General features: G+C 57.5%; 20 protein-coding genes, 1 tRNA gene and 1 pseudogene. 7 read left to right on the top strand and 15 right to left on the bottom strand.

Annotation, left to right across the window (positions count from 1 at the left end; all coding sequences use genetic code 11):
- Window positions 1–92: 92 nt before the first annotated feature.
- Window positions 93–284, top strand: a pseudogene (locus ACXAIC_RS16870) (IS5/IS1182 family transposase); the annotation flags it as partial.
- A gap of 174 nt (window positions 285–458) precedes the next feature.
- Here the strand turns inward: ACXAIC_RS16870 and ACXAIC_RS16865 are convergent.
- Entirely contained in the window at window positions 459–1,196 is a 738-nt protein-coding gene (locus tag ACXAIC_RS16865) for a DUF502 domain-containing protein (RefSeq protein ID WP_475182411.1), read from the bottom strand.
- Between the two features lie 140 nt (window positions 1,197–1,336).
- On the opposite strand from ACXAIC_RS16865, the gene ACXAIC_RS16860 reads away from it, so the two are divergent.
- Window positions 1,337–1,711, top strand: coding sequence for a YbaN family protein (locus ACXAIC_RS16860; protein WP_475182407.1), 375 nt, complete (start codon window positions 1,337–1,339; stop codon window positions 1,709–1,711).
- A 52-nt stretch (window positions 1,712–1,763) separates the two neighbouring features.
- Here ACXAIC_RS16860 and ACXAIC_RS16855 read toward each other — a convergent pair whose 3' ends face one another.
- From ACXAIC_RS16855 to glmU, 4 genes are all read right to left on the bottom strand, one after another.
- Window positions 1,764–2,183 (bottom strand): GNAT family acetyltransferase, encoded by a 420-nt coding sequence (locus ACXAIC_RS16855; protein ID WP_475182420.1) that lies wholly within the window; start codon window positions 2,181–2,183, stop codon window positions 1,764–1,766.
- Between the two features lie 96 nt (window positions 2,184–2,279).
- Window positions 2,280–2,867 (bottom strand): hypothetical protein, encoded by a 588-nt coding sequence (locus tag ACXAIC_RS16850; protein ID WP_475182404.1) that lies wholly within the window; start codon window positions 2,865–2,867, stop codon window positions 2,280–2,282.
- Between the two features lie 54 nt (window positions 2,868–2,921).
- Window positions 2,922–4,748 (bottom strand): glutamine--fructose-6-phosphate transaminase (isomerizing), encoded by a 1,827-nt coding sequence (gene glmS / locus ACXAIC_RS16845; protein WP_475182402.1) that lies wholly within the window; start codon window positions 4,746–4,748, stop codon window positions 2,922–2,924.
- 117 nt (window positions 4,749–4,865) lie between these two features.
- The gene (gene glmU / locus ACXAIC_RS16840; protein WP_475182398.1) at window positions 4,866–6,230 is read right to left on the bottom strand and encodes a bifunctional UDP-N-acetylglucosamine diphosphorylase/glucosamine-1-phosphate N-acetyltransferase GlmU; all 1,365 of its coding nucleotides are present in this window, start codon (window positions 6,228–6,230) and stop codon (window positions 4,866–4,868) included.
- A 482-nt stretch (window positions 6,231–6,712) separates the two neighbouring features.
- Between glmU and ACXAIC_RS16835 the strand changes: the two genes are divergently transcribed.
- Window positions 6,713–7,729, top strand: coding sequence for a hypothetical protein (locus ACXAIC_RS16835; RefSeq protein ID WP_475182395.1), 1,017 nt, complete (start codon window positions 6,713–6,715; stop codon window positions 7,727–7,729).
- Between the two features lie 233 nt (window positions 7,730–7,962).
- On the opposite strand, the gene ACXAIC_RS16830 is transcribed toward ACXAIC_RS16835, so the two are convergent.
- The 3 genes from ACXAIC_RS16830 to ACXAIC_RS16820 form a co-directional block, all read right to left on the bottom strand.
- Complete coding sequence (locus ACXAIC_RS16830) at window positions 7,963–8,703, bottom strand: cytochrome c biogenesis CcdA family protein (RefSeq protein WP_475182393.1); 741 nt, start codon at window positions 8,701–8,703, stop codon at window positions 7,963–7,965.
- A 241-nt stretch (window positions 8,704–8,944) separates the two neighbouring features.
- The gene (locus ACXAIC_RS16825; RefSeq protein WP_475182390.1) at window positions 8,945–9,910 is read right to left on the bottom strand and encodes a TAXI family TRAP transporter solute-binding subunit; all 966 of its coding nucleotides are present in this window, start codon (window positions 9,908–9,910) and stop codon (window positions 8,945–8,947) included.
- A 1,022-nt stretch (window positions 9,911–10,932) separates the two neighbouring features.
- Entirely contained in the window at window positions 10,933–11,226 is a 294-nt protein-coding gene (locus ACXAIC_RS16820) for a hypothetical protein (RefSeq protein ID WP_475182385.1), read from the bottom strand.
- 502 nt (window positions 11,227–11,728) lie between these two features.
- On the opposite strand from ACXAIC_RS16820, the gene ACXAIC_RS16815 reads away from it, so the two are divergent.
- Window positions 11,729–11,804 (top strand) — tRNA-Lys (locus ACXAIC_RS16815).
- Window positions 11,805–11,967: 163 nt separating this feature from the next.
- Here ACXAIC_RS16815 and ACXAIC_RS16810 read toward each other — a convergent pair.
- The 7 genes from ACXAIC_RS16810 to tpiA all read right to left on the bottom strand — a co-directional run bounded on the left by ACXAIC_RS16810 (window position 11,968) and on the right by tpiA (window position 21,006).
- Window positions 11,968–12,354: a thiol-disulfide oxidoreductase DCC family protein gene (locus tag ACXAIC_RS16810; RefSeq protein WP_475182381.1), complete on the bottom strand. Its 387-nt coding sequence runs from the start codon at window positions 12,352–12,354 to the stop codon at window positions 11,968–11,970.
- A gap of 222 nt (window positions 12,355–12,576) precedes the next feature.
- Window positions 12,577–15,726: an efflux RND transporter permease subunit gene (locus ACXAIC_RS16805; RefSeq protein WP_475182377.1), complete on the bottom strand. Its 3,150-nt coding sequence runs from the start codon at window positions 15,724–15,726 to the stop codon at window positions 12,577–12,579.
- Entirely contained in the window at window positions 15,727–16,890 is a 1,164-nt protein-coding gene (locus tag ACXAIC_RS16800) for an efflux RND transporter periplasmic adaptor subunit (RefSeq protein WP_475182374.1), read from the bottom strand. It abuts the gene before it with no gap.
- A gap of 136 nt (window positions 16,891–17,026) precedes the next feature.
- Window positions 17,027–17,905, bottom strand: coding sequence for a VOC family protein (locus ACXAIC_RS16795; RefSeq protein WP_475182372.1), 879 nt, complete (start codon window positions 17,903–17,905; stop codon window positions 17,027–17,029).
- A gap of 74 nt (window positions 17,906–17,979) precedes the next feature.
- On the bottom strand, window positions 17,980–19,608 hold the full coding sequence (locus tag ACXAIC_RS16790) for a CTP synthase (protein ID WP_475182369.1): 1,629 nt from the start codon (window positions 19,606–19,608) through the stop codon (window positions 17,980–17,982).
- Between the two features lie 133 nt (window positions 19,609–19,741).
- Complete coding sequence (gene secG / locus ACXAIC_RS16785; RefSeq protein ID WP_475182366.1) at window positions 19,742–20,128, bottom strand: preprotein translocase subunit SecG; 387 nt, start codon at window positions 20,126–20,128, stop codon at window positions 19,742–19,744.
- A gap of 119 nt (window positions 20,129–20,247) precedes the next feature.
- On the bottom strand, window positions 20,248–21,006 hold the full coding sequence (gene tpiA / locus ACXAIC_RS16780) for a triose-phosphate isomerase (RefSeq protein ID WP_475182362.1): 759 nt from the start codon (window positions 21,004–21,006) through the stop codon (window positions 20,248–20,250).
- 229 nt (window positions 21,007–21,235) lie between these two features.
- Here tpiA and ACXAIC_RS16775 point away from each other — a divergent pair, with 229 nt between their 5' ends.
- From ACXAIC_RS16775 to trpC, 3 genes are read left to right on the top strand one after another with little or no spacing between them, the layout of a single operon-like run.
- Entirely contained in the window at window positions 21,236–23,128 is a 1,893-nt protein-coding gene (locus tag ACXAIC_RS16775; protein ID WP_475182359.1) for a SurA N-terminal domain-containing protein, read from the top strand.
- Between the two features lie 25 nt (window positions 23,129–23,153).
- Window positions 23,154–24,167, top strand: a complete 1,014-nt coding sequence (gene trpD, locus ACXAIC_RS16770; protein WP_475182357.1) for an anthranilate phosphoribosyltransferase — start codon at window positions 23,154–23,156, stop codon at window positions 24,165–24,167.
- A gap of 4 nt (window positions 24,168–24,171) precedes the next feature.
- On the top strand, window positions 24,172–24,984 hold the full coding sequence (gene trpC / locus ACXAIC_RS16765) for an indole-3-glycerol phosphate synthase TrpC (protein ID WP_475182354.1): 813 nt from the start codon (window positions 24,172–24,174) through the stop codon (window positions 24,982–24,984).
- The last annotated feature ends 10 nt before the right edge of the window (window positions 24,985–24,994 follow it).

Below are 24,994 nucleotides of genomic sequence, written 5' to 3'. Positions count from 1 at the left end.
ACGCCGTGAAAAGCCAGCTCGCAATCATGTTCGAAGACCGCTTCCTAATGGCGTAATCAAAGCGCCAGGGCACAGAATTCCGGACAGTCTCGTCCGACACCGCCAAAGGCTTCCAGGTCCTGCCCCGCAGCTGGGTCGTGAAACGCACATTCGCATGGTTCGGACGATGCAGAAGGCTGGCAAAGGGCCGGGGAAAGTCCGTCGAAAGCGCCAAGGCTTCTGTCAGAATTGCCAACATCAAGGTCATGACACACAGGATCGCAACCTATTGTGTAATCTCATGAATTCTCGACTCGGGCTCGCAGAGAGTGAGCCTATGCCATTCAAATCGTCCTTGGCGCGAGAGGCTGACCAGCCAAGAAGGCGTGACTGGTACAACGCCAAACGGCCCCGCATGGGCATCAAAGGCAAAACGCCACTTCCGGCCCTAAATGGAACAACCTGGTCAGTAACCACATCTAGGCGCTTTCCCGGTTGCGGATCTTTTCCAGCTTTTCCGGTTCGGCAATCACATCTTCCAGCATTTCCGGCAAATCCGGACTGACAAGACCGGCAGATATCACCAGCTTGGCCGCATCCTCGACCCCCATGGTCAGTTCAATGACATCTTCCTTGGGCACGAACAAAAGAAAGCCTGAGGTCGGGTTGGGCGTGGTTGGCAGAAACACGGAAACCGTCTCTGCCTTGACTTTTAGCCGCTTGGCGACTTCCCCGCGGGTTTCAGTGGAAATGAACACGATAGCCCACAGGCCCCGGCGGGGATATTCGACCAGAGCCGCCTTGCTGAAACTGTTGCCCCGATCATCAAGCACTGTCTCAAAAATCTGCTTTAACCCGCTGTAAATATTGCGGACAAGCGGCATCCTCCCGACAATACCTTCGCCGATACCAATCAGGCTACGGCCCAGGAAGTTCGCCGCCAGAAAGCCGACAATCGTCAGGACGAAGATCGCAACGATCAGCCCGAACCCGGGAACCGGAAACGGCAAATAGGTGTCCGGATTGTAAATCTTGGGCACGAACGGCTTCACCCAGCCATCCACCCATTTGATAAAGGTCCAGGTCAGCCACAAGGTGATCCCGATGGGCCCGGCAATCACAAGGCCCGTCAGGAAATAGTTCCGCAATCGTGTTGCTGCGCCGGGCCGGTGGCCTAATTTGTGCGCGTCTTCTGTTTTATGTTTCGTCCGGCTCATGTAAAACCTGATCGGTATCCTCTTGAGGGCACACCCCACCATCCGCATCCACTAGATAAGCATCTTTATCGCAGTGCGGTATCCTTCGCGAACCTTATTTTTCAGCGACACCCCAAAATGCCGAAAGCGGAGTGAAAGCAGTGCGGCGGTTTACCTTCAAACTTCTTGGCACTGGCTGTATCGGCCTCGGTCTTGTCGGCGCCTTTTTGCCGATCCTGCCAAGCACCATATTCTTCATACTTGCCGCTGCGTGTTTTGCCCGCTCCTCCCCGGCACTTGAGGCCCGTCTTTTAGGCCATCCCGTATTTGGCCCGCCGGTGATCGCCTGGCGGGAACATGGCGCGATCTCAAAGAAGGCCAAGATCCTGGCGATGGCGGGAATGGCCTTCGGCTATGGGTTCTTTTGCCTGATGTCCACACCAGCACCCTGGCTGGCTGCCCTGGTCGGCCTGGTCATGCTGGCTTGTGCCTGGTTCGTTGCAAGCCGCCCTCTTCCGCCGCAAGACCACAGCTGATGCCCCGCCCGCAGCGGCCTGAACATGCCGATTGCCGGTCACGAGCGCCTGATCAGATGTCGGGTATCAGCCTTTTGCCAAGGGCGGCAGAGGTCTCGCGCACATAGCCGAGCTTGTCATAGAAGGACAGAACCGGTTCATTGCCTTCCCGCACAAACAGATTGATCTTCGGGCAGCCAAGGGCAATCAGAAAATCCTCGCAATGCGCCATCAAGCGCTTGCCCAGGCCCTCCGCCTGGTGCTCCGGATCGATGCACAGGTAATAGATCGCCCCGCGGTGCCCGTCATAACCGGCCATGACCGATCCCACCACCTGTCCGTCCTGCTCCAGCAAGAAAAACCCGCCGTTGGCATCCGACAGTTTCCGGTCAATGTCTTTGTCAGGATCGTTCCATGGCCGGACCAGACCGCATTTTTCCCAAAGGGCAATGACGCCCTGGCGATGGCTTTCTTCAAACTGCGTGATGTGCATGGTCACCGATTGAGAGCTCTTTGTTTGCTGAGGAGACCGCAAGGTCCCTGCCACCTTAAGGTTTTAAGGCAATGGGCAGCTTACGAAGGCGACAAGTCACTCGAAAAATGTCGTTTCTTCAAGTGATTTCTGCATGGTATGGATCAAGATGTAGAAGCCTTTCAAGGCTTCCATAACACTGTCAGTGTCCTTTGATCCGACCGATTGCGTGTATCTGATTTTGTGAAAACACCCGTTCAGCAGCGCCATGGACGCTATGGTGACCTTGTGCTGTCCCTTCGTCGACACGGTGAAGTAAACGGCTTCCTCAACAAGGCGCGACGTATCCAAAAAGACGTCCGGCACGAGATAGGGATCTGATAGGTTCACGTCCGGGATCATCTTGCGCTGAAAATACTCTATTTCCTGAACAGCATAGGCCAGCTGCTTGGCCGCATCGCTCCGGTCCGGAGCCTTGATCCCAAAATCGTATATGTAAAAGGTTCCCTTGGCATAGTCCCCTTTGAACGGAAAGGATACGCCGTATTTCGGGTCAGAGTAAGTCTCAGGCGTGCCGATGTGCCAGGAGCCGCTTTCAAACAGTGCGAAATCGGGAATTTTGCACGCGGCCAGCGCAAAAGACGGACTTAGGAACAAAGGGCAAAAAGCGGCCAGAACGATCCTTAGGGTGGCAAAGGTTTTCAAATGATCGCCCCCCGTTTTCTGCCCAAAGGCGCGGCTACCAACCGTTGCAGCGCCCTATTCCACCGTGACCGATTTGGCCAGATTGCGTGGCTGGTCCACATCCGTTCCCATGAACACCGCCGTGTGATAGGCAATCAGCTGAACTGGCAGGGCATAAATGATCGGGGCGACCATGTCGGACATGTCCGGCAAGATCACCGTGCTTTCGGCAGCCCCGCCGCTTTCTTCCGCCCCGCGGGCATCGGTGATAAGCACGATGCGGCCGCCGCGTGCAGCCACTTCCTGCATATTGGAGACGGTTTTCTCGTAAATCCCATCATAGGGTGCGATCACAAAGACCGGCATATTCTCGTCGATCAGCGCGATCGGACCGTGTTTCAACTCGCCAGCCGCGTAACCCTCCGCGTGAATATAGGAGAGTTCCTTCAGCTTCAGCGCTCCTTCCAGGGCCAGGGGAAAGTTGGTCGAGCGCCCAAGATAAAGCGCGTTGCTCGCCTTGGAGAGGGGCTGGGACAGTTTTTCAATGTCGTATTCCGCCGCCAGCGCTTTCAGAGCCAGACTTGGCACTTCGGTCAGTTCTGTCACCAGGGCCTGTTCTTCGGCTTCCGTCAAGACGCCCCGTTCCCGGCCGGCCTGAAGGGCCAGCGCGGCCAGTACGGCCAGCTGGCAGGTAAAGGCCTTGGTCGAGGCAACGCCGATTTCCGGGCCCGCAATTGTCTGGAAGACGGTGTCGGCTTCCCGCGCGATGGTGCTTTCCGGCACATTGACGACGGCCCCAATGGCAGCTCCGTTTTCCTTGCAATAGCGCAGGGATGCGAGCGTATCAGCGGTTTCTCCGGACTGGGAAATGAACAGCGCCGCATCCCGGCTGCTGACCGGGGCTTCCCGGTAGCGGAACTCGCTTGCAATGTCGATTTCCACCGGCAGGCGGGCGTATTTTTCAAACCAGTATTTCGACACCAGACCGGCAAGATAAGCCGTTCCGCAGGCTGAAATGATCAACCTGGACAACCCGGCGAAATTCAGCTTGTCCGTTCCGGCAACATCGGCCGCCTTACGCGAATAGTCGAAATAGCGCGACAGGGTATGACCCAGCACTTCGGGCTGCTCATGGATTTCCTTGGCCATGAAGTGCTTGTAATTGCCCTTGTCCATCAAGTTGGAGGTGACGGAGGACTTAGATTCCGGTCGCTCGGCCGGCTGGTTGTGCTGATCAAAAACCTGAACGCCGCGTCGGCTCAAAACCGCCCAGTCCCCCTCCTCAAGATAAGTAATGCGGTCCGTGAAAGGCGACAGGGCAATCGCATCAGAGCCGAGGAACATTTCCCCCTCGCCATGGCCGACGGCCAGCGGCGAGCCCTTGCGGGCACCAATCATCAGATCTTCGTGCCCGGCAAACAAAAGCGCCAGGGCAAAGGCGCCGCGCAGCCGTGGCAGCGTGTCGGCAACCGCTTCCTGAGGCGACTTACCGCTCGCACAGGCGAGATGAAGCAAATGGGCGACGACTTCCGTGTCCGTGTCGGTGCTGAGCACTGCGCCTTTGGCAACCACCTCGTCCCGAAGATCCAGATAGTTTTCGATAATGCCATTGTGAACGACGGCGACAGACCCGGCCTGATGGGGGTGGGCATTGGTCACGGTCGGTGCACCATGGGTTGCCCATCGGGTGTGGCCGATCCCGGCGGTTCCGGGCAAAGGCGCCGCTGCCAGCGCCTCTTCCAGTTTGCGTAATTTGCCTTCTGCCCGGCGGCGCACCAGCTGGCCGTCGACAAGGGTCGCAACACCGGCGGAATCATACCCCCGGTATTCCAGCCGCTTGAGTGAATCGACAATAAGCGGAGCCACTTTGGAAGCCCCCAGGACGCCAACAATTCCGCACATGAAAATGTCCTCTTCAAATAGCAGCAAGCTAGTCTTCACTTAGTCGTCATCACTTAGACGAAGGAGTGCTTCCTGTTGAAATCAATACGTGTTTCAGAAAATGTCAGGGGCACCTGGTCAGGCACTCCGGGTCTTGTCAGCCTTGGCCTTTTGCAATTCGTCCCGCTTTTGCGCGGCGCGGCCTTCCTTGACCACCTGCCGGGCCCGGCCAAAGGCAAGCGCATCCTTTGGAATATCGTCCGTAATCACGCTGCCTGCGGAGACAAAAACCCCCTCCTCCAGACGCACCGGGGCAACAAGGGTGGAATTTGACCCGACAAAGCTGCCCGCGCCGATTTCCGTTCGGTGCTTCATAAATCCATCATAGTTGCAAGTAATTGTGCCTGCGCCGATATTCGACTTCGCCCCGATGCTGGCGTCGCCAATGTAACTCAGGTGATTGGCCTTTGCGCCAGCGCCAAAAACGGCATTTTTCACTTCCACAAAATTGCCGATCTTCACGTCCTCACCAAGAATCGCACCGGGTCTGAGACGGGCATAGGGGCCCACAACGCAGCCGGGACCGACATCGGCACCTTCCAGATGACTGAACGCCCGGATGCGAGCCCCGGCAGCCACCGTCACCCCTCCGGCGAAAACCACATTCTGTTCCACGGTCACCCCGGGCTCCAGAACCGTATCATGGGCGAAAAAAACCGTCTCCGGGGCCAGCAGCGTGCAGCCATCTGCCAGCGCCTGACGGCGGCGTCGTTTTTGGTAATCCTGTTCGCAGGCGGCCAGCTGCTCCCGTGTGTTGATACCCTGGGTCTCCACCTCGGAGGCTTCGACCGCAACCACGCTCAGCCCGCGCGCATTGGCGAGTTCCACAGCGTCGGTCAGGTAATATTCGCTCTTGGCGTTGTGATTGCCGATGGCCCCGATCAGGGACAGGGCTTGCTTGCCGGAAAAACCCATGACCCCGCAATTGCAGAACGTCACTTTCCGCTCGTCTTCACTGGCGTCCTTTTCTTCGCGGATTGCTTTCAGGCGGCCCTCTTCAACCAGCAACCGGCCGTAACCGGAAGGGTCTTCAGTTTCAAACCCAAGCACAACCACATCCGCCCCATCCGCCAGGTGCTTGCGTAAGGTCTGAAGCGTTTCCGGCGTGATCAAGGGCGTATCACCAAAAAGCACCAGAACATCGTCCGGAGCCTGTTCGAGTGCGGGCTGCGCAGACAGGACAGCGTGGGCCGTTCCAAGCCGCTCCTGCTGAATATAGCAGCGCGCTCCGGGCATGCGTTCGGCCACCAGCGCCTCAAGGTCCGCCATACCCGGCCCAGAGACAACGGCCACCGTGTCAGACCCCGCCTCTTCAAGCGCCTTCAGCACATGGCCCACCATTGGCAGGCCTCCAATTTCATGCAGCACTTTGGGCAACTCCGACTTCATACGGGTGCCAAGACCAGCTGCAAGGACAACAGACAGGCAAGAACGAGCAGTCATGAAAAATCCATCTATAAAAAAGCGGATGCAGTTCGGATGATCGGAGCTCTATATGCACCGATCCACAGAACATTAAAAGATCTGACGGTCAGAGCATTTTCGTTTTAGGTTCGTTAACCATAATGACCGCCTGATGCAGTATTGTTACTCAGATTCGTGATCAGGATCCGGAAAAAGACCTCTTGTTCGAACCGCAGGCCCCTAAGACACCCCGTGAGATAGTCCGGGACACTTTCACGCCGCCGCGCGTGGGCCTGTTGTCGTGGGCATTTGCCGCTCTTGTTATGGGGACTATCGGTCTGGCGTCCTATCAATTCGGCAGCAAAGCATTTTTTGTGGGCGACCGGCCGGCCGCAAGGGCACCTGGTCTGCTCCTTCCCCCTCAAGGCGCGGTTGAAACGACCGCCTCGCTTGTCTCGACTGTGCCGCATCACCGGGACCCAGCTACCACATCAGCACGACAACAGCCCGGCTTCGCCGCCTTGCGTGGCCTAAGCCTGGAACAGAGCCAGATTGAGGTGCTGCAAAAGGAAGTCGTCGGCCTGAGGCGGCGGCTCATGGCCCTGTCTGAGCAAAACATGGCCTATTCCCGGCGGATCGCGGCCCTGGAAGCGGAAATCGCCGTTGCAAAGCCTGATCCGGCTTCAGCAACGGTCCCCGCCATCGCCCCACCTGTCCCTGAGGCCGCCTCTCTTGAAGACACGCCCCCTGTGCCCCGGCCCGGTGCGGTGTCCTCATTGCCAAAACAAATACCTGATTCAGAGACAGGGAATGTAGCCGCTAAGCAGGCAACAACACCGCATGCCAAACCGGCTCGCCCCCCTGCATCGCCAGACATCCAGGCTGAAACCAGAACAGCAGCGACCTCCCCAAAATTTGAAGAGGCCCTGAAGCGGGCGAAACGAAAGATCAGCCTGTCCAAGAACTTGCCGCCGCCCGACACGACGCCGGCGCCAGAAGTGGCGCAAAACGCACCGGTGCGCATCATCTCCCAAGCTCCACCTCTGGCCTCATCCCCGCAAGAAACCCTGCCTGATATGACGGACCAGAGAGATCCTGGTGTCACCGGGGCCATTCACGGTCCGGAAACGATTGCCAATCAGACATTTGACAGCACACCGACCCGCACGACAGAAGCTCCGCGGGTGCTGAGCCCGTCCAGCCCGTCCGGCAAGATCAAGGGGGGGAGCCACAGTGCGATCCAACGCAGTGATTTCGGGGCAGTCATCGGCCACTACCCGTCTCATGCAGCAGCGGCAAAAGCCTGGGCGGACTTTAAGGAGCAGAATGAAGAACGCATGCACGACCTGCGGCCACTGCTGCTGAAGCGCCAGCGCGAAGACGCCGGCATTGCCCTGATGATCGGCCCCTTTGCAAATGCAGCCGATGCCTCTATCGCCTGCCTGCATCTTCTGGCCATGACAGAGCTGTGCCGTCCGGCCCTCTATGCTGGCGACCCGCTGACGACGACAGCCAGGATCCGGGACACTGTATTCTGACCCTCTTGCCACCTGCATTAATTCAAATGACATCTTTCAGTGACTTGAAGATCAATATACTTTTCAGTATATTAAAATACTTTTCTCAATTTATGATTTAAAATTCAGATTGCGGTCATTAGAATGGCAAAAATCCGTCTTGTCTTCTCGGAGAACACGTCCGATTGCGCGCATTGGTAAATTGAGACTGTGTCGCGTTCATCGCGTGTCAAGCACTCTGGATGCGGATTGCCCTAACCAATGGTCTGGAAGACCGGAAAGGTTTCCAGAAGCCAGTAAGACAGAACCGCCATCTGACCTGTCAGGAACATGACGCCGGTCAGAACCAGCACACCGCCCATGGCTTTTTCAACGGTCCCCATATGTTTGCGGAAACGTTTCATGAAGCCCAGAAACGGCCCGGCAAACAGCGCGGCGAGCAAAAAGGGAATACCGAGCCCAAGCGCATAGGCGCTCAAGAGAAGCGCCCCCTTCCCGACCGTATCTTCAGAGCCTGCCACAAACAGAATGGCTGCCAGAATCGGACCGACACAGGGCGTCCACCCGAAGCCGAAGGCCAATCCGATCACATAGGCGCCGAGGGCTCCGGCCGGTTTCTTCTCCACATGCACCCGCGCCTCCCTGTAGAGCAGACCGATCCGGAACACCCCGAGAAAATGCAGCCCCATCACGATGATGGCCGCCCCGGCGATGTAGCCAAGATAGTCCAGATAGGCCCGGATAAACTGACCGAGGAAACTGGCTGTCGCCCCCAGAAGCACAAAGACGGTCGAAAACCCAAGGACAAAAGCAACCGCGCTGAAAAAGACCCGTCTGGACGCCTCCCGGTCTTCCCCCGCCTCACCCGTGAGCTGATCCAGCGACACACCTGCCAGAAACCCGAGATAGGGCGGTACGAGCGGCAAAACACAAGGAGAGACAAAAGACAGAACGCCCGCCAGCAGGGCGCCGATTGTTGTTACATCCTGGATCATCGGTGGTGTGGGTCCGGTTGGCCGAAGTTAAAGACAGGTCGATATCGTCTCATCGTGGTAATACCGCCACCGGCTGCAATTACAAACACAAAAGCGCTCACCTTTTGGAGAGGCGCTGCTGAGATCCGGCCGGCCTTGCCGCTTCCATAGCAAATCGTGTTTGACCGGTTTTGTCTTTCGCAGCCTGATATCAAAAATGTCAACGCAGGAGACAAGGCAGATCCGGTCAAATGGCGCTGCCTTATCGCCCGATGCTCTGATCAGGCAAAAGGCCGTGTTCGGCGAAAAACTGCGCCGCGCCCGGATGGAGCGGCACCTCCGCGCTTGAAGCGGCCAGATCCGCTTGTTCCAGGCCACTCAGCGCTGGATGAAGCGTTTTGAACTCATCGAAGTTTGCGGCAACGGCTGCAACCAGGACCCTGACAACATCTTCCGGCATTTCAGAAGTGGTTACGACCGACGCCCCCACGCCGAAAGAGCGGACTGGCGTTTCAAGGCCATAGAGCCCCGCCGGAATACTTGCTGCCCTATAGTAAGGCGCCTCGGTAGCGAAGGGCTCCAGCGCAGCCTCATGAAGCCCGATAAGACGAATGCCGCATTGCTCCTGCGTTTCTTCAATCAAGGCTGCCGGATGGCCGATCAGGACAAAATAGGCGTCAATTGCTCCGGAGCACAACTCCTCTGGAACCGCAGAGCTGCCTGTATGGGAGAGCGCGATGTTGTCAGCATCCGTCCAGCCCAGCAGCTCGGCAAGGGTTTGCCAGGAGGCAAACGAGCCCGACCCGGCCGCTCCGATATTGATCCTGGCGCCTTTCAAATCTTCAAGGGAACTGAACCGGCTTGTGTCCCGCACCACAAGCGTTGCGACCTCGCGATGCAGTGTCAGAACCGTTCTCAAATCCCTGAACGGACCATCTTCCTGAAAATTCGAGGTCCCGAGATAGGCATGATGCAGCCAGTCGGACTGCGCAAACCCGAAATCAAGACCACCGGACCGGATCTGGCGGATATTGGTGATCGTGCCAAGCGTGGATTCAACCGAACAACGGATCCCATGCCCGGCCCGGGTCTCGTTGACAAGTTTGCAAGCCGCGCCGCCCGCCGGATAATAGACACCGGTCACGCCTGCAGTGCCAAGCGTGATGAAACGTTGCTGCAGCGCGTCTGCCGCTTGGGCCGGGGCAGACACTCCCGCGGCGATCCCCATGAGCAGAACCGGCAGTTGGCATGACACCAAGCAGACCAAGATCCGCCATTGCCAAGGTCTTTTCGTACATCTTCGCAAGCACATTAGAACCGGACCTTATTGCTACAACACCATAGGCTCCAAAAGACGTAACGTATAACAAAGTTTATACATAGCGCTATTAATCCAGACCGTTCTGACCGGGCTTGGAGGGTCTTCGGCCAAGAGCGCGTCGCGGTTGAGACGGGGTCTCGGGCCAGACGTGCGACAACGTACGAAGTCCCTCCGAGCGCCGCCTCCGGTGACCCATTCCCGCTCAACGGCCATCGTTGCTCCGCTTGCCCGGTCAACAGCACCGGGCCGCGCGATCCGCCAAGAGCATGTCGCGTTTTTCCAGATTGAAACTGCTTTGTCTTTTGCGTTGAAGTCTTTGATTTCAGGCAGCGAAAGGCAAATCCGATGAAAAGCGACTTGCTTTCGCCGATAATCGGAAATGGGGCCTCAAAGAGGTTATGCTCGACTGCGATTGGAACTGCGTGGCTTGACCAAATTTGGACAACACTCTCAAAAGCAAATTGCGATCTATTGATCTCAAAGGCAGCGGTTCCAAAGTGAAAGACAAATATCATACCAACCTCAATAGCTAGGAACCGATCTGACCGTGTTTGGGGACTGTTCGGCAAGGAGCAGGTTGCAGGGCGATATGGTTTATCGTTCAAAACCTGGGACGCAGCTGAACAGTCCTCAAACACGGCCTCGGTGGCCTGCTCCGGCCCGCCGGACTGCGTTGCGCCGCTTGAACGGCCAACCAGGCCGTCCTGCGCAACGCGCCTTGCCGGCAAATCCCGACCAGCGCCATCAGATGGGTTTCTATCTATTGAGGTTGGTATAATTCCCCCTGTCCAAGGGCCTCACATTGGCGGAAAAACAGATCAAAACGAAGCGCTAGAATCAAAAAAGGCGCCAAAGCGCCTGACCCTTCGACAAATGTCTCTTTCAAAACACCCAGGCCCCCACCCCAGGGCCACGGGTTAGGGGCAAATCTAGTTCGTCCGCCCTCCCCGGATCACTTCAAAAAGCATCCCGGACAGTTCTTCTTCGGGTTTACCATCCCGCAATCCCTGACGCCATTGGTCGATAATCAAACGCAAGCCAAGAGTTTCCCGGCTATGGGGCAAATCTCCAATGAAACCTTCAAAAAACGTATCAAGCCGGTCGCGGTCAATAACGCCTTGTTCAATCAGGGCGTGAATGAGCGTCATCGTCGCGGCGATGTGCCCTTTCACGAAATCGAACTCAACAGAGTTCGTCTGTGTGTCAATTGTTGTTGTTTGCATGTAACCTCGCTCGTCCACAATAAACTTACATCACAAATCAAAACCGCGCCACCTGACAGTTTTTCCAGTAGAATAACCATTATTTTCAATGCAATGAATATTTAATTTAGAAATATAGGTATTCCTATTACTTCTGCCTAACCTGAACTGCCGTTCAGTAGACAATATTCATTATATTCAAACCTCCGCACATATATCAGGCCCTCGCTCTAAACGTCCAGCCTTAAAAGCAAATACGGCCCGCTGAACACTTCTTTGGGCGTGGTTCGTCACCTTAAAACAACACTTTGCCCTTAAACGGTCGATAAACAGGGTTTGAAAGATGCGCCGGGATCAGAAGGCCCGCTTCAGCAGACCATTTTGCCAATTCCTGTCAGTTTTCCGCAGGGCTGTTGAAAAAATGAATTTTGCCTCTTGCAATGTCCCCGGTGTCGTCATAAACACACGCCACCAACGCGGCGGCGCCATCAAATCAGCGCCGCATTGCTCCGGAAATTGGTGAGAGCCGATAGCTCAGCTGGTAGAGCAACTGACTTTTAATCAGTAGGTCCAGGGTTCGACCCCCTGTCGGCTCACCAAAGTTCCGGACAGGTTTTAAAGCTCCTTTTCAAAGAATTTGCTTCATTGGTTGAATGAATGGGACCGTTTTCGTTGTCCTTTTCGATCTCCGCTTTTCCGGCCACTTGTACATAGCGTCCGAAACCTTGCAAAACTGCTGTGACACTGACCTCCGAACGCTCTTCACATCCGCCCGGTGCTCTCCTCTGCTCCCATGCTGACACGGCAATGGGGATACCGGTTGAAGCGGCGGTGGGCGAAGTGGCGATAGAGCCAACTTGTGAAACTGTAGGTGCCCGGCAGGGACACAAGCCTTGCCAGAACGGACCAGCCGGCGAACTGGCTCCAGAGCACGATAAAGGCATCAACACCTGTCTTGAGATCTCCGGCACCATCCCGCACACGCAGATATAACAAGGCATCCGCCTGGCAGAGACCGGTTCCAGCAAGCGCCGACGGGTCACTGGCAATGTCATGCCAGACGATCGCTTGTTTTGAAGGTCTCTTTTTGAAATAGCCAATTTCGCGGGAACACAGCCCGCACTTGCCGTCGTAATAGACCGAAATCATACCGCCTCCTGACATAATGCCTATCGTCTACGGCGGGCAGGTGCGGCCGGATTGGAATACGCTTAAACGCATGGCGGTGCGCTCAAAGAAACCAATGCGCGCAAGTGTCCGGTATACCGTCCTGAGCGCATCGCGTTTCTTTGGGTTTGCCTGTCGCGGCCTGATATCAAAGATGCCACGCAACAGACAAAACAGATCAAAACCATATGAAGGCGACACGGCCTAACTGGCGGGAGCACCCCGCCCGGCCGTGGTGTCAGCACCAAAGAAGCCTTTGACCTTCTCGCGCATATATTGAAGGCAAACATAGAGGATTGGGATCATCAGAACGCCGATCACGGTCGCAAACAGCATCCCGCCAAACACCGCAAAGCCGATCGCCTTCTGGCTGGCAGCCCCCGCGCTGGAGGCTGTCATAAGCGGCACGACGCCGAGAAGGAATGACAAGGCCGTCATCATCACAGCCCGAAAGCGCAGATGGGCCGCTTGGGTGGCCGCTTCAACGATGCTCTTGCCGCCATCCCGCTGCTCCATGGCGAATTCCACGATCAAAATCGCGTTCTTCGCCCCCATTCCGATCAGCATGATCATCCCGATCTGCGTGTAGAGATTCACGTCTCCGCCGGTCACCAGAACCGCCACCAGCGCACCCATCAGCGCGAAAGTAACCGACATCAGGATCGCCACGGGCATGGTCCAGCTCTCATATTGCGCCACAAGGAACAAGTAGGTGAAGAGCACAGACAACAGCAGGATAAAAAGCACGACCTGCCCGGAATCCAGCTGCTGCTGGGCCGTTCCCGTCCATTCATAGGAATAGCCAGGCGGCAGCGCATCCTTGGCCGCTGTCTCCACCTCGTTGATGACAACGCCTGTGGAGGCCCCCGGGGTCGGATCCGCCATGACGGCGGCTGCGCGGAACAGATTGTATCGGGTCAGGATCTGCGGTCCGAGCACGTTCTCCGTCGTCACGATAGTGCGCAGAGGCACCATGGTTCCATCTGTCGAGCGTACATAGAGACGGCCGATATCCTCAACCCGGTCACGGAACTGACCCTCGGCCTGGATCATCACCTTGTAGACCCGGCCGAAAATATTGAAATCGTTAATGTAATAGGACCCAAGATAGGCCTGCAATGTGGTGAAGACATTGGAGACATCAATCCCGAGCGTCTTGGCTTTCTCCCGGTCCAGATCGACAAAGACCTGGGGCACATTGGCCCGGAAGGTTGAATAGGCCCGAGAGATTTCCGGGCTCTGGTTGGCCGAATAGACCATGGAGCCCACCGCAGATGCCAGATCCTGCGGCGTGCCGCCACCGGTCTGTTGCAGCATCATCTGGACACCACCGGTCGTGCCGAGCCCTGGAATGGGCGGCGGGTTGAAGGCAATAATATTGGCGCCCGGAATGGTGGAGAAATCAGCCCAGAACTTGCCCAGGATCGCATTGATCCTGAGGCCTGGCTCCTGACGCTCCGACCAGTTCTTCATGGTGGCAATCACTAGAGCCGCGTTGGACGAGGTCGCACCGTTCAAAATGGAGAAGCCATTGACGATCACGACATTCTCCACCCCAGGCGTTGCCTGGGTCAACTCCACCACCCGTTTGGTCACCTCTTCCGTGCGCTGCAGGGAAGCCCCGTCGGGAAGCTGCACATCAACCATCAGGTAGCCCTGATCCTCCGAGGGCAGAAAGCCCTGCGGCAATGACGTGAACAGGGTCAGGATGACTGCAACGGCACCGCCGACCACGACCAGCCCCACAAAAGCCACCCGCACCAGGCGGCGGATAATTGCGGTATAGCCGTTGCGCACCCCGGTAATGCCCTTGTCGAACAGCCCCATAATGCCCCTCGGCGGACCGGACCGGGCCTTCAGGATCAGGCCGCAGAGTGCCGGTGACAAGGTCAGGGCGTTGATCGAGGAGATCACCACGGAGACCGAAATGGTGACCGCAAACTGGGAATAAAGCCGGCCGGTGATGCCAGGCATGAAGATCGTGGGCACGAATACGGCCAGCAGCACAAGCGTGGTCGCAATCACCGGACTGGTGATCTGCATCATCGCCTTTTCGGTAGCCTCCTTGGGCGCCAGCCCCTCATCTGCGATGATACGCTCCACATTCTCCACCACGACAATGGCATCATCCACCACGATGCCGATGGCCAGCACCAGAGCAAACAGCGAAATCGTATTGAGCGACATGCCAAGAGCCAACAACACAGCAAAGGTGCCGATCAGCGATACCGGAATGGCCACGGTCGGAATGATCGTTGCGCGCCAGTTGCCCAGAAAGATGAACACCACAGAGACCACCAGCAGGAAGGTCAGGAACAAAGTGGTGATCACATCATCGAGCGAGGCCTGAACAAAGTCCGTCGTGTTGAAAGGAACCCCATAGGCCATGTCTTCGGGAAAATCATTGGCCAGATTTTGCATGCGCTTCAGCACATTTTCAGACACATCCAGCGCATTTGCGCCTGGTGCCTGGTAGATCGCAAGGACCGTGGACGGCTTGCCGTTGAATTCTCCGGACGCATTGTATAACTGGGCGCCCAATTCCACCCGCGCCACATCGCCAATCGTCACCACTGCACCGTCGTCACCGGTGCGCAGAACGATTTTCTCGAATTCTTCCGGGGTCGACAAGCGCCCCTTGGCCTTGATGGTGTACTGAAACTGCTGACCTTCCGGAACAGGCGGCGCGCCAATCTGACCTGCCGCCACCTGGATATTCTGATCCTGCACTGCGGATATGAAATCGCTCGGCGTCATGTTTAGGCTGGCAAGCCGGTCCGGATCCAACCAGATCCGCATGCCATAGGCGAAATCGGTCATCACATCCGCACGGCCAACACCGGGAACACGCGCAAGCGCGTCCTTCAGGTTGATCGACGCGTAGTTGGACAAAAACACCGGGTCGTAGGTGCCGTTGGGCGAATAAAGTGTGACCACCAGCAGCATATTCGTGCTGGCTTTTTGAACGGTCACCCCATTCGCGGTCACCTCGCTCGGCAACTGGCTGGTGGCCTGGGACACCCGGTTTTGGGTGTTCACCGTTGCAATATCGGGATCGGTTCCGACCGCAAAGGTCACGTTCAGCGAATAGCTGCCGCTATCATTGCTGGTCGACTGCATGTAGAGCATGTCGTCCACACCGTTGACCTGCGCCTCAATCGGCGCAGCAACGGTCTCTTCCAGCACCTCCGCATTCGCTCCGGTATACGTGGCCGACACATTGACCACCGGCGGCGTGATGTTGGGAAACTGTTCAACCGGCAGGGATACATATCCCAGAACACCAGCAATTGTAATGACAATGGAAATCACCAGCGCGAATTTCGGCCGGTAGATAAAAAAGCGTGAAAACATTTAGCTCTGCTCCGCCGGCTTCGAAGCAAGGACGGGCTCAACCTCAACTCCCGGGCGGACTTTCTGAAGCCCTTCGGTGATGACTTCTTCGCCTTCTTCCAACCCCTTGGTGACGACAAAATTCGTGCCGACCTGCTGGCCCAGTTCAACATATTTCTGGGTGACTTTCTTGTCGTCTGACACTGCAAGGGCAAACGCCCCCTGCTGATCCCGCTGGATCGCGGCCTGCGGCACCACCAGAGCCGTTTCGCTCTTGGGGGCTTCCAGAACTACAGTCACATATGTCCCGGACAGGAGCCGCACATCCTTGTTTTCAAACTGCCCCCGGAACGAGATGGTCCCGGTGGTCGAATCCACCTTGTTGTCGATATAGACGATCTTGCCGGTCTCCCCATATTTCTGGCCATTGGGCAGAATGAGACTTATGGAGGGCGCCTGATCCGGTGTGAGGTCGGCAGGGTTGATATGGTGGGTTTTCACTGCATTCAGATACTGCGCCTCGCTCACCGAGAAATTCACATAGACCGGCGCAAGACGGATCAGCTTGGCCAATGACTCAGTCGACGGTCCGACCACTTCTCCCACACTGTAGGTGCTCTTGCCGATCTGGCCTGGAAACGGTGCAGAAATATCCGTGTAGCTGAGGTTGAGTTCCGCCTGCTGGAGCGAGGCCTGGGCCGCCTCGACCGAGGCTTGGGCCTGCTGAAGCTGTGCCAGCGTCGATTCGTAAGCTGCTTCCGATACGTGCCCCTTTTCCACCAAGTCCTTGTCGCGCTTCTCATCCGCCGCCTTGAGGGCCTCATCTGCCTTGGCACTGGCAAGATCCGCCTTGGCATTGGTGAGTTGCGCTTCATATTCCGCTTTTTCGATGGTGAAGAGCAGCTCGTCTTTCTTCACGAACGACCCGTCAGGCACGGCCTTTTTCTCCAGGAAACCACTGACACGGGCGACAAGGTCTACCTGATCCACAGCCGCAATCTGCCCGACAAATGTTTCGCTCTGGCGAACGTCCTCTGAGGTAACCTTGGCAACGGTCACGGAAGGCGGTGGGGCTGCCGGGGCCTGGGCAGTCTTCGACTCATCCGAACAGGCCGCAAGAAGACTTGCTGCTGCAACCGCAAGGGTGGCTCGGCTTGGGACACAGGCAAAACGCTGGAAAACCATTCGTGAACTCCGCTGTCGGCCCGCATGGGCACGCGCATGATTTGGCGTTCACTATAAAAGGACTGGTGCATTCAACAAGAGAATTCTAAATGCCAATTGCCGCAGCAGCTAGAAAATTAACGCTACGTCTTCAATCTTAAACGCCGCGTTGTGTGTCACCGCTTTCAAACACGTGCGAACGGTTCCGGTCACAGGTTGCCGGGACCAGAATTACGGTCAACCCGAACAGCGCATCAGCGGCCGTAATGTGTGGGGCCGAAACTTTTGAAGAGGCAATCTCCACAGCGGCAATCACCGGCAGATCTCCAGTCCCGACAGACGCCGCTGCCTTTCCGGTCAGGTCGTTATAGGCAGCCTGTGTGTGCACGAGAATCTGCCCGCGCGGTGTTGTCACAACAAGCGTTTCCTGCGCACTTTCAACTACAGACCCGCCTGAAAAGGCTTTTAGAAACGGCGCATGCGCAGCTGGATTGTTTGCGGCCATGTGCACGGCCAGCACACTGTGAGCCCCATTTGCATGTGCTTGAAAGGCCGGTTTCCAGAAATTTTCCGGATAGCGGTTGTCACAGGTGAAATAGCCGAGTCCCGGACTCGCCGGATCCTGGAGCAGTGTCAGGTCAAAGGCGACCTTTGCCGTACTGCCGTCGGGCAGATTGGCCACCCTTTCAAAGGAAAACGGGTCGAACAACGTCAGTCCGGCCGCTTCAAAAGCCTGCCGGTCTCCGGTCGCGCCCGCGCTTTCCAGAACCAGCATGCTAGCCCCTTCCCGCTTGCGCAGAAAATCCCGGTTGAAGGCGCCAAACGAAAACTCGCTGCCTTGGGGGGCCGGGATCTTGTCCGGCTCGGCCACACTGAGGAATTCAAGGAAAAAGCCGTCGAGCTGCACCAGCCGGTTGGCCGTACCCCAGGGGTGGCGGTTTTCAGGCGTCACCGTAAACCCGAGCGCCTCATAGGCCTGCCCCGCCGCGTCCAGATCATTGACGGCAACAACAAGATGATCCAGACCGCGCGCCATGGCCATTCCTTTGCAAAAGTGTTCCGAATTCCGCCAAAACCAAAGCCACGCGCAAAGGTGTCAGGCGGGACCGGTCAGACCATCCGGCTCTGCTGCAGGGCAGCGCCCACGAAAGAGGCAAAGAGCGGATGCGGCTCGAACGGGCGGGATTTCAGCTCCGGATGATACTGCACCCCGATGAACCAGGGATGGCCCTCGATTTCGACCGTTTCCGGCAGAACCCCATCGGGAGAGGTGCCCGCAAAAATCAGGCCGCAGGCTTCCAGCTGCTCCCGATAGCCGATATTGACCTCATAGCGGTGCCGGTGCCGCTCCGAAACATGCGTCGTGCCATAGATATCTGCAATCTGGGAGCCCGGTTTCAGGGCCGCCGGATAAGCACCAAGACGCATGGTGCCGCCCAGATCACCATCAGCAGCGCGCAGTTCCTTGTCATTGCCCTTCGTCCACTCGGTCATGAGGCCCACAACCGGCTCCTTGGCGGGGCCGAATTCGGTGGAATTGGCGTCAGAAATACCCGCCAGATTGCGGGCAGCTTCCAGAACCGCCATCTGCATTCCGAAACAGATACCGAAATAAGGGATGTTGCGGGTCCGGGCAAAATGCGCGGCGGCAATCTTGCCTTCCGCCCCCCGCTCGCCAAAGCCGCCCGGTACCAGAATGCCGTGCACACCTTCAAGATAGGGACTCGGATCTTCCTTTTCGAAGATCTCCGATTCGATCCACTCCAGATTGACCTTCACCCGATTAGCGATACCGCCATGGACCAGGGCTTCGATCAAGGATTTGTAGGCGTCTTTCAGCACCGTGTATTTGCCGACAATGGCGATCTTGACCTCGCCTTCCGGGTTGGCCACAGCTTCGGAAATGCCCTCCCAGCGGTCAAGAACCGGAGCCGGCGCGCCTTTCAGGCCAAAAGCCGCCAGCACCTCATCATCCAGGCCTTCCTCGTGATAGGCAATCGGCACATCATAGATGGATTTGACATCATAAGCGGGAATGACAGCACTTTCACGCACGTTGCAGAAGAGCGAGAGTTTGCGCTTTTCCGTTTCGGGAATCGGCCGGTCGCAGCGGATCATCAAAATGTCCGGCTGAATGCCGATGGAGCGCAGTTCCTTCACCGAATGCTGGGTTGGCTTGGTTTTCATCTCGCCCGCGCTCGGGATGTAGGGCATCAGTGTCAGATGCACATAAACCGCATCGCCGCGCGGCAGATCATTGCCAAGCTGGCGTATCGCCTCAAAGAAGGGCAGACCTTCAATGTCGCCAACGGTGCCGCCGATTTCCACCAGCACAAAGTCATAGTCTTCATTGCCGGTCAGGACGAAGTTCTTGATCGCATCCGTCACATGGGGGATGACCTGAACGGTTCCACCCAGATAGTCACCGCGCCGCTCCTTGGCGATGATGTCCTGGTAGATGCGGCCGGTGGTGATGTTGTCCTGCTGGTTCGCCGGACGTCCCGTGAACCGCTCGTAGTGCCCCAGATCAAGGTCGGTCTCCGCACCATCATCGGTGACAAAACACTCGCCGTGCTGATAAGGGCTCATGGTGCCCGGATCTACGTTAAGATAAGGGTCAAGCTTGCGCAAGCGCACCTTGTAGCCACGCGCCTGGAGCAATGCGCCCAGTGCCGCAGAAGCAAGACCTTTTCCAAGCGAGGAGACCACGCCGCCAGTGATGAAAATGTATCGCGCCATGGACCAATACCATATCCTTGCCGAGCGCTATTTGGCCACTCGGGAGTTGCGTTCTTAACACATAAAAATGCCCTGCGAGGGAAGCCGCAGGGCATATGTCAGGTGAAAGGACCGGCAGGCTGCCGACGCCGCGTTACTGAGCGGCGGGAACCTGCGGGCCGGAAGGCTCTTCGCTCTGCTGTTTCAGAGAATCGAGGATGCCGCCGTTGCCGCCATTTGCAGCGCCGTCCGCCGGTGCAGGCGCTTCTTCAGAAGCGGCCGGAAGCGCATCGAGAACCGAGCCCGGGCGTTCAGCGTTTTTTGCGATCAGGCTGAGAGCCAGAGACGTCGCAAAGAAAGCCACTGCAAGAATGGCGGTCGCCCGGGTCAGAACATTGGCCGTGCCGCGGCTGGACATCAGGCCACCGCCTCCGCCCCCGCCGCCAATACCAAGCGCACCGCCTTCGGAGCGCTGCAGGAGGACAACAAGCACCAGGGCCAGCACGACCATGAGGTGGATAACGATGACTACGGTTTCCATCGAATACCATTCTGTATTGAATTCAGGTTTGGCGGCCTTCTACACCAGACGCCGTCAGCTTTCCACCCTTCAATTGCGCCTTGATCACAGAAGCTTCAAGCCCCGCATCCCCGTCATCTTCAGCTATATGCGCTCAAGATACCGAGAAAATCATCAGCCTTGAGGCTTGCACCGCCCACAAGAGCCCCGTCCACATTGGCAACAGCCATCAACTCAGCCGCGTTGCCAGGCTTGACCGACCCACCGTAAAGAAGCCGCATTGCCGCGCCTTCCGCAGCAAAACGGCGGCTCAAGACGTCCCGCATCGCACCGTGCATCTCTGCCACGTCCTGCACGGTCGGGGTCAGGCCCGTCCCGATGGCCCAGACAGGCTCATAGGCAATGACCGTGTTCCTGGCCGTTGCCCCGTCCGGAACCGAACCGGCAAGCTGACCATCGACAATCTCAACCGCCCGGCCTGCCTTGCGTTCGGCCTCCGTTTCCCCAACGCAGATGATGGCGACAAGACCGGCGCGCCAGGCTGCTTCCGCCTTGGCTTTCACAGCCGCATCGCTTTCCCCGTGGTTCGTGCGCCGCTCCGAGTGGCCAACAATCACGGCAGAAGCCCCTGCATCTTTGAGCATCTCGGCCGACACGTCTCCGGTATGGGCACCAGAGGCGGCCGCGTGGCAATCCTGCCCGCCGACTTGCAGCGCGCCCTTGCCCGCCAGCTCCGCAAGACCTGCCACAAGCGTGGCCGGAGCACAGATCATCGTCTCCACCTTCTCAGCAAGAGCCTCGTTCAAACCGGCCTGCATTTTCCTGAACTCATCCTGACTGGCTTTTAGCCCGTTCATCTTCCAGTTTCCTGAGACAAGCGGTTTGATTCTGGTGGTCATAAGGTCTCAACTCCCGCAGATGGATCATCAGTGCCTGCCTTAGAGCAGATGCGGCGGTGTGTTGCAATCGCCGGTCAGCCGGGAAATCCGTTGCTCAGCCGAACTTTATCAAGGGCCGCCTTGCAGCGGAGGCCCCTCCTCACTATGATCCGCCCGCTCCGGTTTCGGAAGGTCCACCGGCCAGTTGCGAAAATCGGCTGTATGAAAGAAAAATATAAAGGAAGTCGTCATGCTTGACGCGCTGCGCAAGGGCGCTGGCACCTGGATTGCCAAACTGTTTATCGCGTTGCTCATTTTCAGCTTCGCCATCTGGGGTGTTACGGATTTTCTACAGGGTTTTGGCCAAAATACGGCGGCTAAGGTCGGGGACACAGAAGTTACCCTTTTGGATTTCGAGCGCACCTACCGGCAGGACCTTAACCGGCTCGCGCAGCAATTCGGCCGCCCGCTCACCAATCAGGAAGGCGCCGCCCTTGGGGTGCCCCAGCAGGCCCTTGGCCGCCTGATCGCCGAGGCGGCGCTGAACAACACAGCCCAGGAGCTGAAACTGGGTGTATCCGATGCCAGGCTGGCCAAAATCATTCAGGCCGATCCGGCCTTCAAGGGCCTTAATGGCCGCTATGACCGCAACCGTCTGGAACAGGTTCTGCGCAATAACAGCTACCAGGAGGATGCCTATGTCATTCAACGGCGCCGGGTGGCTGAGAGAAACCAGCTCGTGCAGGGACTTGCTGGCGACCTCAGCGCGCCGGAAACCTACCTGAAAGTGCTCAACGAATATCAGTCCGAAGCCCGCAGTGTGGACTATCTTATGGTCACCGCCGACACGATCGGTCCCATTGAAGATCCGTCTGCCGATGTTCTGACCGCCTATTATGACGGCAAGAAAGACAGCTTCCGGGCCCCCGAATACCGGGAAATGAAGTACATTGAATTGACACCGGACACACTAGCGCGTCCGCAAGATATCGAAGAAGCCGACGCCCGCGCCGAATATGAGCAAAGGGCCAATGACTTTCACCAGCCCGAACGGCGCAAAATCCGGCAAATGTCCTTCCCGTCAAAGAACGAGGCTGAGAAGGCCGCCACCGAACTTCAGGATGGCAAGACCTTTGACGATCTGATGAAGGAACGCAATCTGACCAACAATGACGTCAATCTCGGCGTCATGAGCAAGACCGACTTCCTGGACGAAAAGCTGGGCGACACGGCTTTTGGCCTGGACGCAGGCGCGTCCAGCGGCGCTGTGGACGGCAAATTCTCAACCGTCATCTTGAATGTTGAGGAAATTCTGCCCGAAAGCACCAAGCCATTTGAAGAAGTCAAGGACCAGATTGTTCAGGAACTGGCAAGAGAACAGGCCGAACGGGAAATCCTCGATCTTATGGATGAGATTGAAGATGCCCGGGCCGGCGGTGCCTTGCTGGACGAAATCGGCCAACGCTTCGATCTGAAAGTCATAACGGTCGCTCCCTTCGACAAAGACGGAAAGCTGGAAGACGGCACCGGGGCGGATCTGCCGAAGGCCGAGGGCCTTGTCGCGGGAACCTTCGACAGCGATGTAGGCATTGAAAACGACGTCCTGCAAATGGGCGATCAGGGCTTTCTCTGGTATGAAGTTGAAAAGGTGATCCCCTCACGCGAGCGCGCACTCGACGAGGTTCGCGACGACGTCATTGCCGCCTGGAAGGCCGAAGAACTCACCAAGCGGCTTGGGGATAAGGCAACCGACCTCCTGACCAAACTGGAAAGCGGCAGCCCGATGGCAACCGTTGCCACCGATGCCGGTCTTGAGGTCCTGACGGCCCAGGAACTGATGCGGAACCGTCCGAATGCTGACTTCGGAGCCGACGCTCTGGCCGCTGTGTTCAGCGGTCCGGCAGGAACCAACGCACTTGCCACATCGGCGGACGGCGCCAAACGCATCGTTTTGACCGTCTCTGATATTTCCCGTCCTGACTTTAACCCGTCAGCCCCTGAAATGACCGTACTGGACACGCAGCTTTCCGACCAAATGCGCGATTCCCTGATTGGCCAGTTCATCACCGACCAGGAAGACGCCGCCGGCGTTGAAATCAATCAGGCTGGCATTTCCCAGATCATCGGACTGGCACAGAACTGATGCCGAGGCAGGTGGGATTAACAGCATGACCCCATTCAAGGACATTCTGGCCAAGGTTGCCGATGGTCGGGCGCTGTCTCTGGAAGAGGCCAAGGTGGCCTTTGAGGTGATCCTGTCCGGATCGGCGACCCCGTCCCAGCTTGGCGGTTTCCTGATGGCCTTGCGGGTGCGCGGCGAAAGCATTGCCGAAGTCACCGGCGCTGTGGCCACCATGCGCTCCAAGATGCTGAAAGTGACCGCCCCGGACAATGCCATCGATATCGTGGGCACTGGCGGCGACAATTCCGGCAGCTACAATATTTCGACCTGCACCGCGCTGGTGGTGGCCGGATGCGGCCAGCCCGTTGCCAAACATGGAAACCGGTCCCTGTCCTCCAAATCCGGCTCTGCCGAAGCGCTGGCCGAACTGGGCATCAATATTGACATTGGTCCGGACAAGATCACTGATTGCCTGCAAAAGGCCGGGATCGGCTTCATGTTTGCCCCGCTGCATCACGCGGCCATGAAACATGTGGGCCCGACGCGCATGGAGCTTGGAACCCGGACAATTTTCAATCTTCTGGGGCCCCTGTCCAATCCGGCAGGTGTCAAACGGCAGATGGTCGGCGTCTTCGCTCGGAAATGGGTTGTACCGGTCGCTCAGTCTCTGAAGGAACTCGGGTCCGACAAGGCATGGGTCGTACACGGGTCCGACGGAATGGACGAAATCACAACGACCGGTCCGACCTATGTCACAGAGCTGAAAGAAGGCACCGTCCGGTCCTTCGAGATCTCGCCTGCAGATGCTGGGCTGCCCCTGTCCAGAGGCGAAGAGCTGAAGGGTGGGCTGCCGGCAGAAAACGCTAAGGCGCTTCGCGAAGTGCTGGCCGGTGCCAAAAATGCCTATCGGGATATCGTGCTGTTCAATGCAGCCGCCTCGCTTCTGGTGGCAGACAAGGTCACAAACCTGAAAGACGGCATCGAGATGGCTGCGGCCAGTATCGACAATGGCGATGCCGCCAGCACGCTTGAGCTGCTGGTTGACGCCTCAAACGGATAGTGACATGGCTGACATTCTCCAAAAAATCGAAGCCTATAAGCGTGAAGAGATCGCCGCGGCAAAGAGCCGGACCCCCCTCGCAGATCTGAAGGCACGGATTGAAGACGTTCCGGCCCCGCGTGGATTTCACGCAGCGCTGGAAGCCAAACACCGCGCAGGCGGCTATGCCCTGATTGCGGAAATCAAGAAGGCCAGCCCGTCCAAGGGCCTGATCCGGGCGGATTTCGACCCGCCTGCCCTTGCCAAAGCCTATGAGGCAGGCGGGGCTGCCTGCCTGTCGGTGCTGACCGACACCCCCTCCTTTCAGGGGAGCCCGGACTTTCTCACCGCCGCACGGGAGGCTGTCAGCCTGCCCGCCTTGCGCAAGGATTTCCTCTATGAGCCCTATCAGGTCTATGAGGCCCGGGCCTGGGGCGGAGATTGCATCCTGATCATTCTGGCAGCCGTCAATGATGCAACAGCAGCCGATCTGGAGCAGACAGCCTTCGGCCTCGGCATGGACGTGCTTCTGGAAGTCCATAACCGGGAAGAACTGGACCGGGCGCTGAACCTGTCCTCCAAGCTGATCGGCATCAACAACCGGAACCTCAAGACTTTTGAAACCCGTCTTGAGACCAGTGAAGATCTGGCGCCCCTTGTGCCTCGGGACCGGATAGTTGTCGGCGAATCCGGCCTCTTTACTCCGGACGATCTTGCCCGGATGGGCAACGTGGGCATATCCACCTTCCTGATCGGCGAAAGCCTGATGCGCCAGGAAGATGTGGCAGAAGCAACCCGCCGCTTGCTGACGCGCCACGCGCCCGCCAAACCGGACTGAACCGGAGCCG

Source organism: Roseibium sp. AWQ4_254, assembly GCF_056161025.1.
Note: the sequence above shows the minus strand (reverse complement) of the source record. Positions and strands in the feature narration are given on the sequence as shown.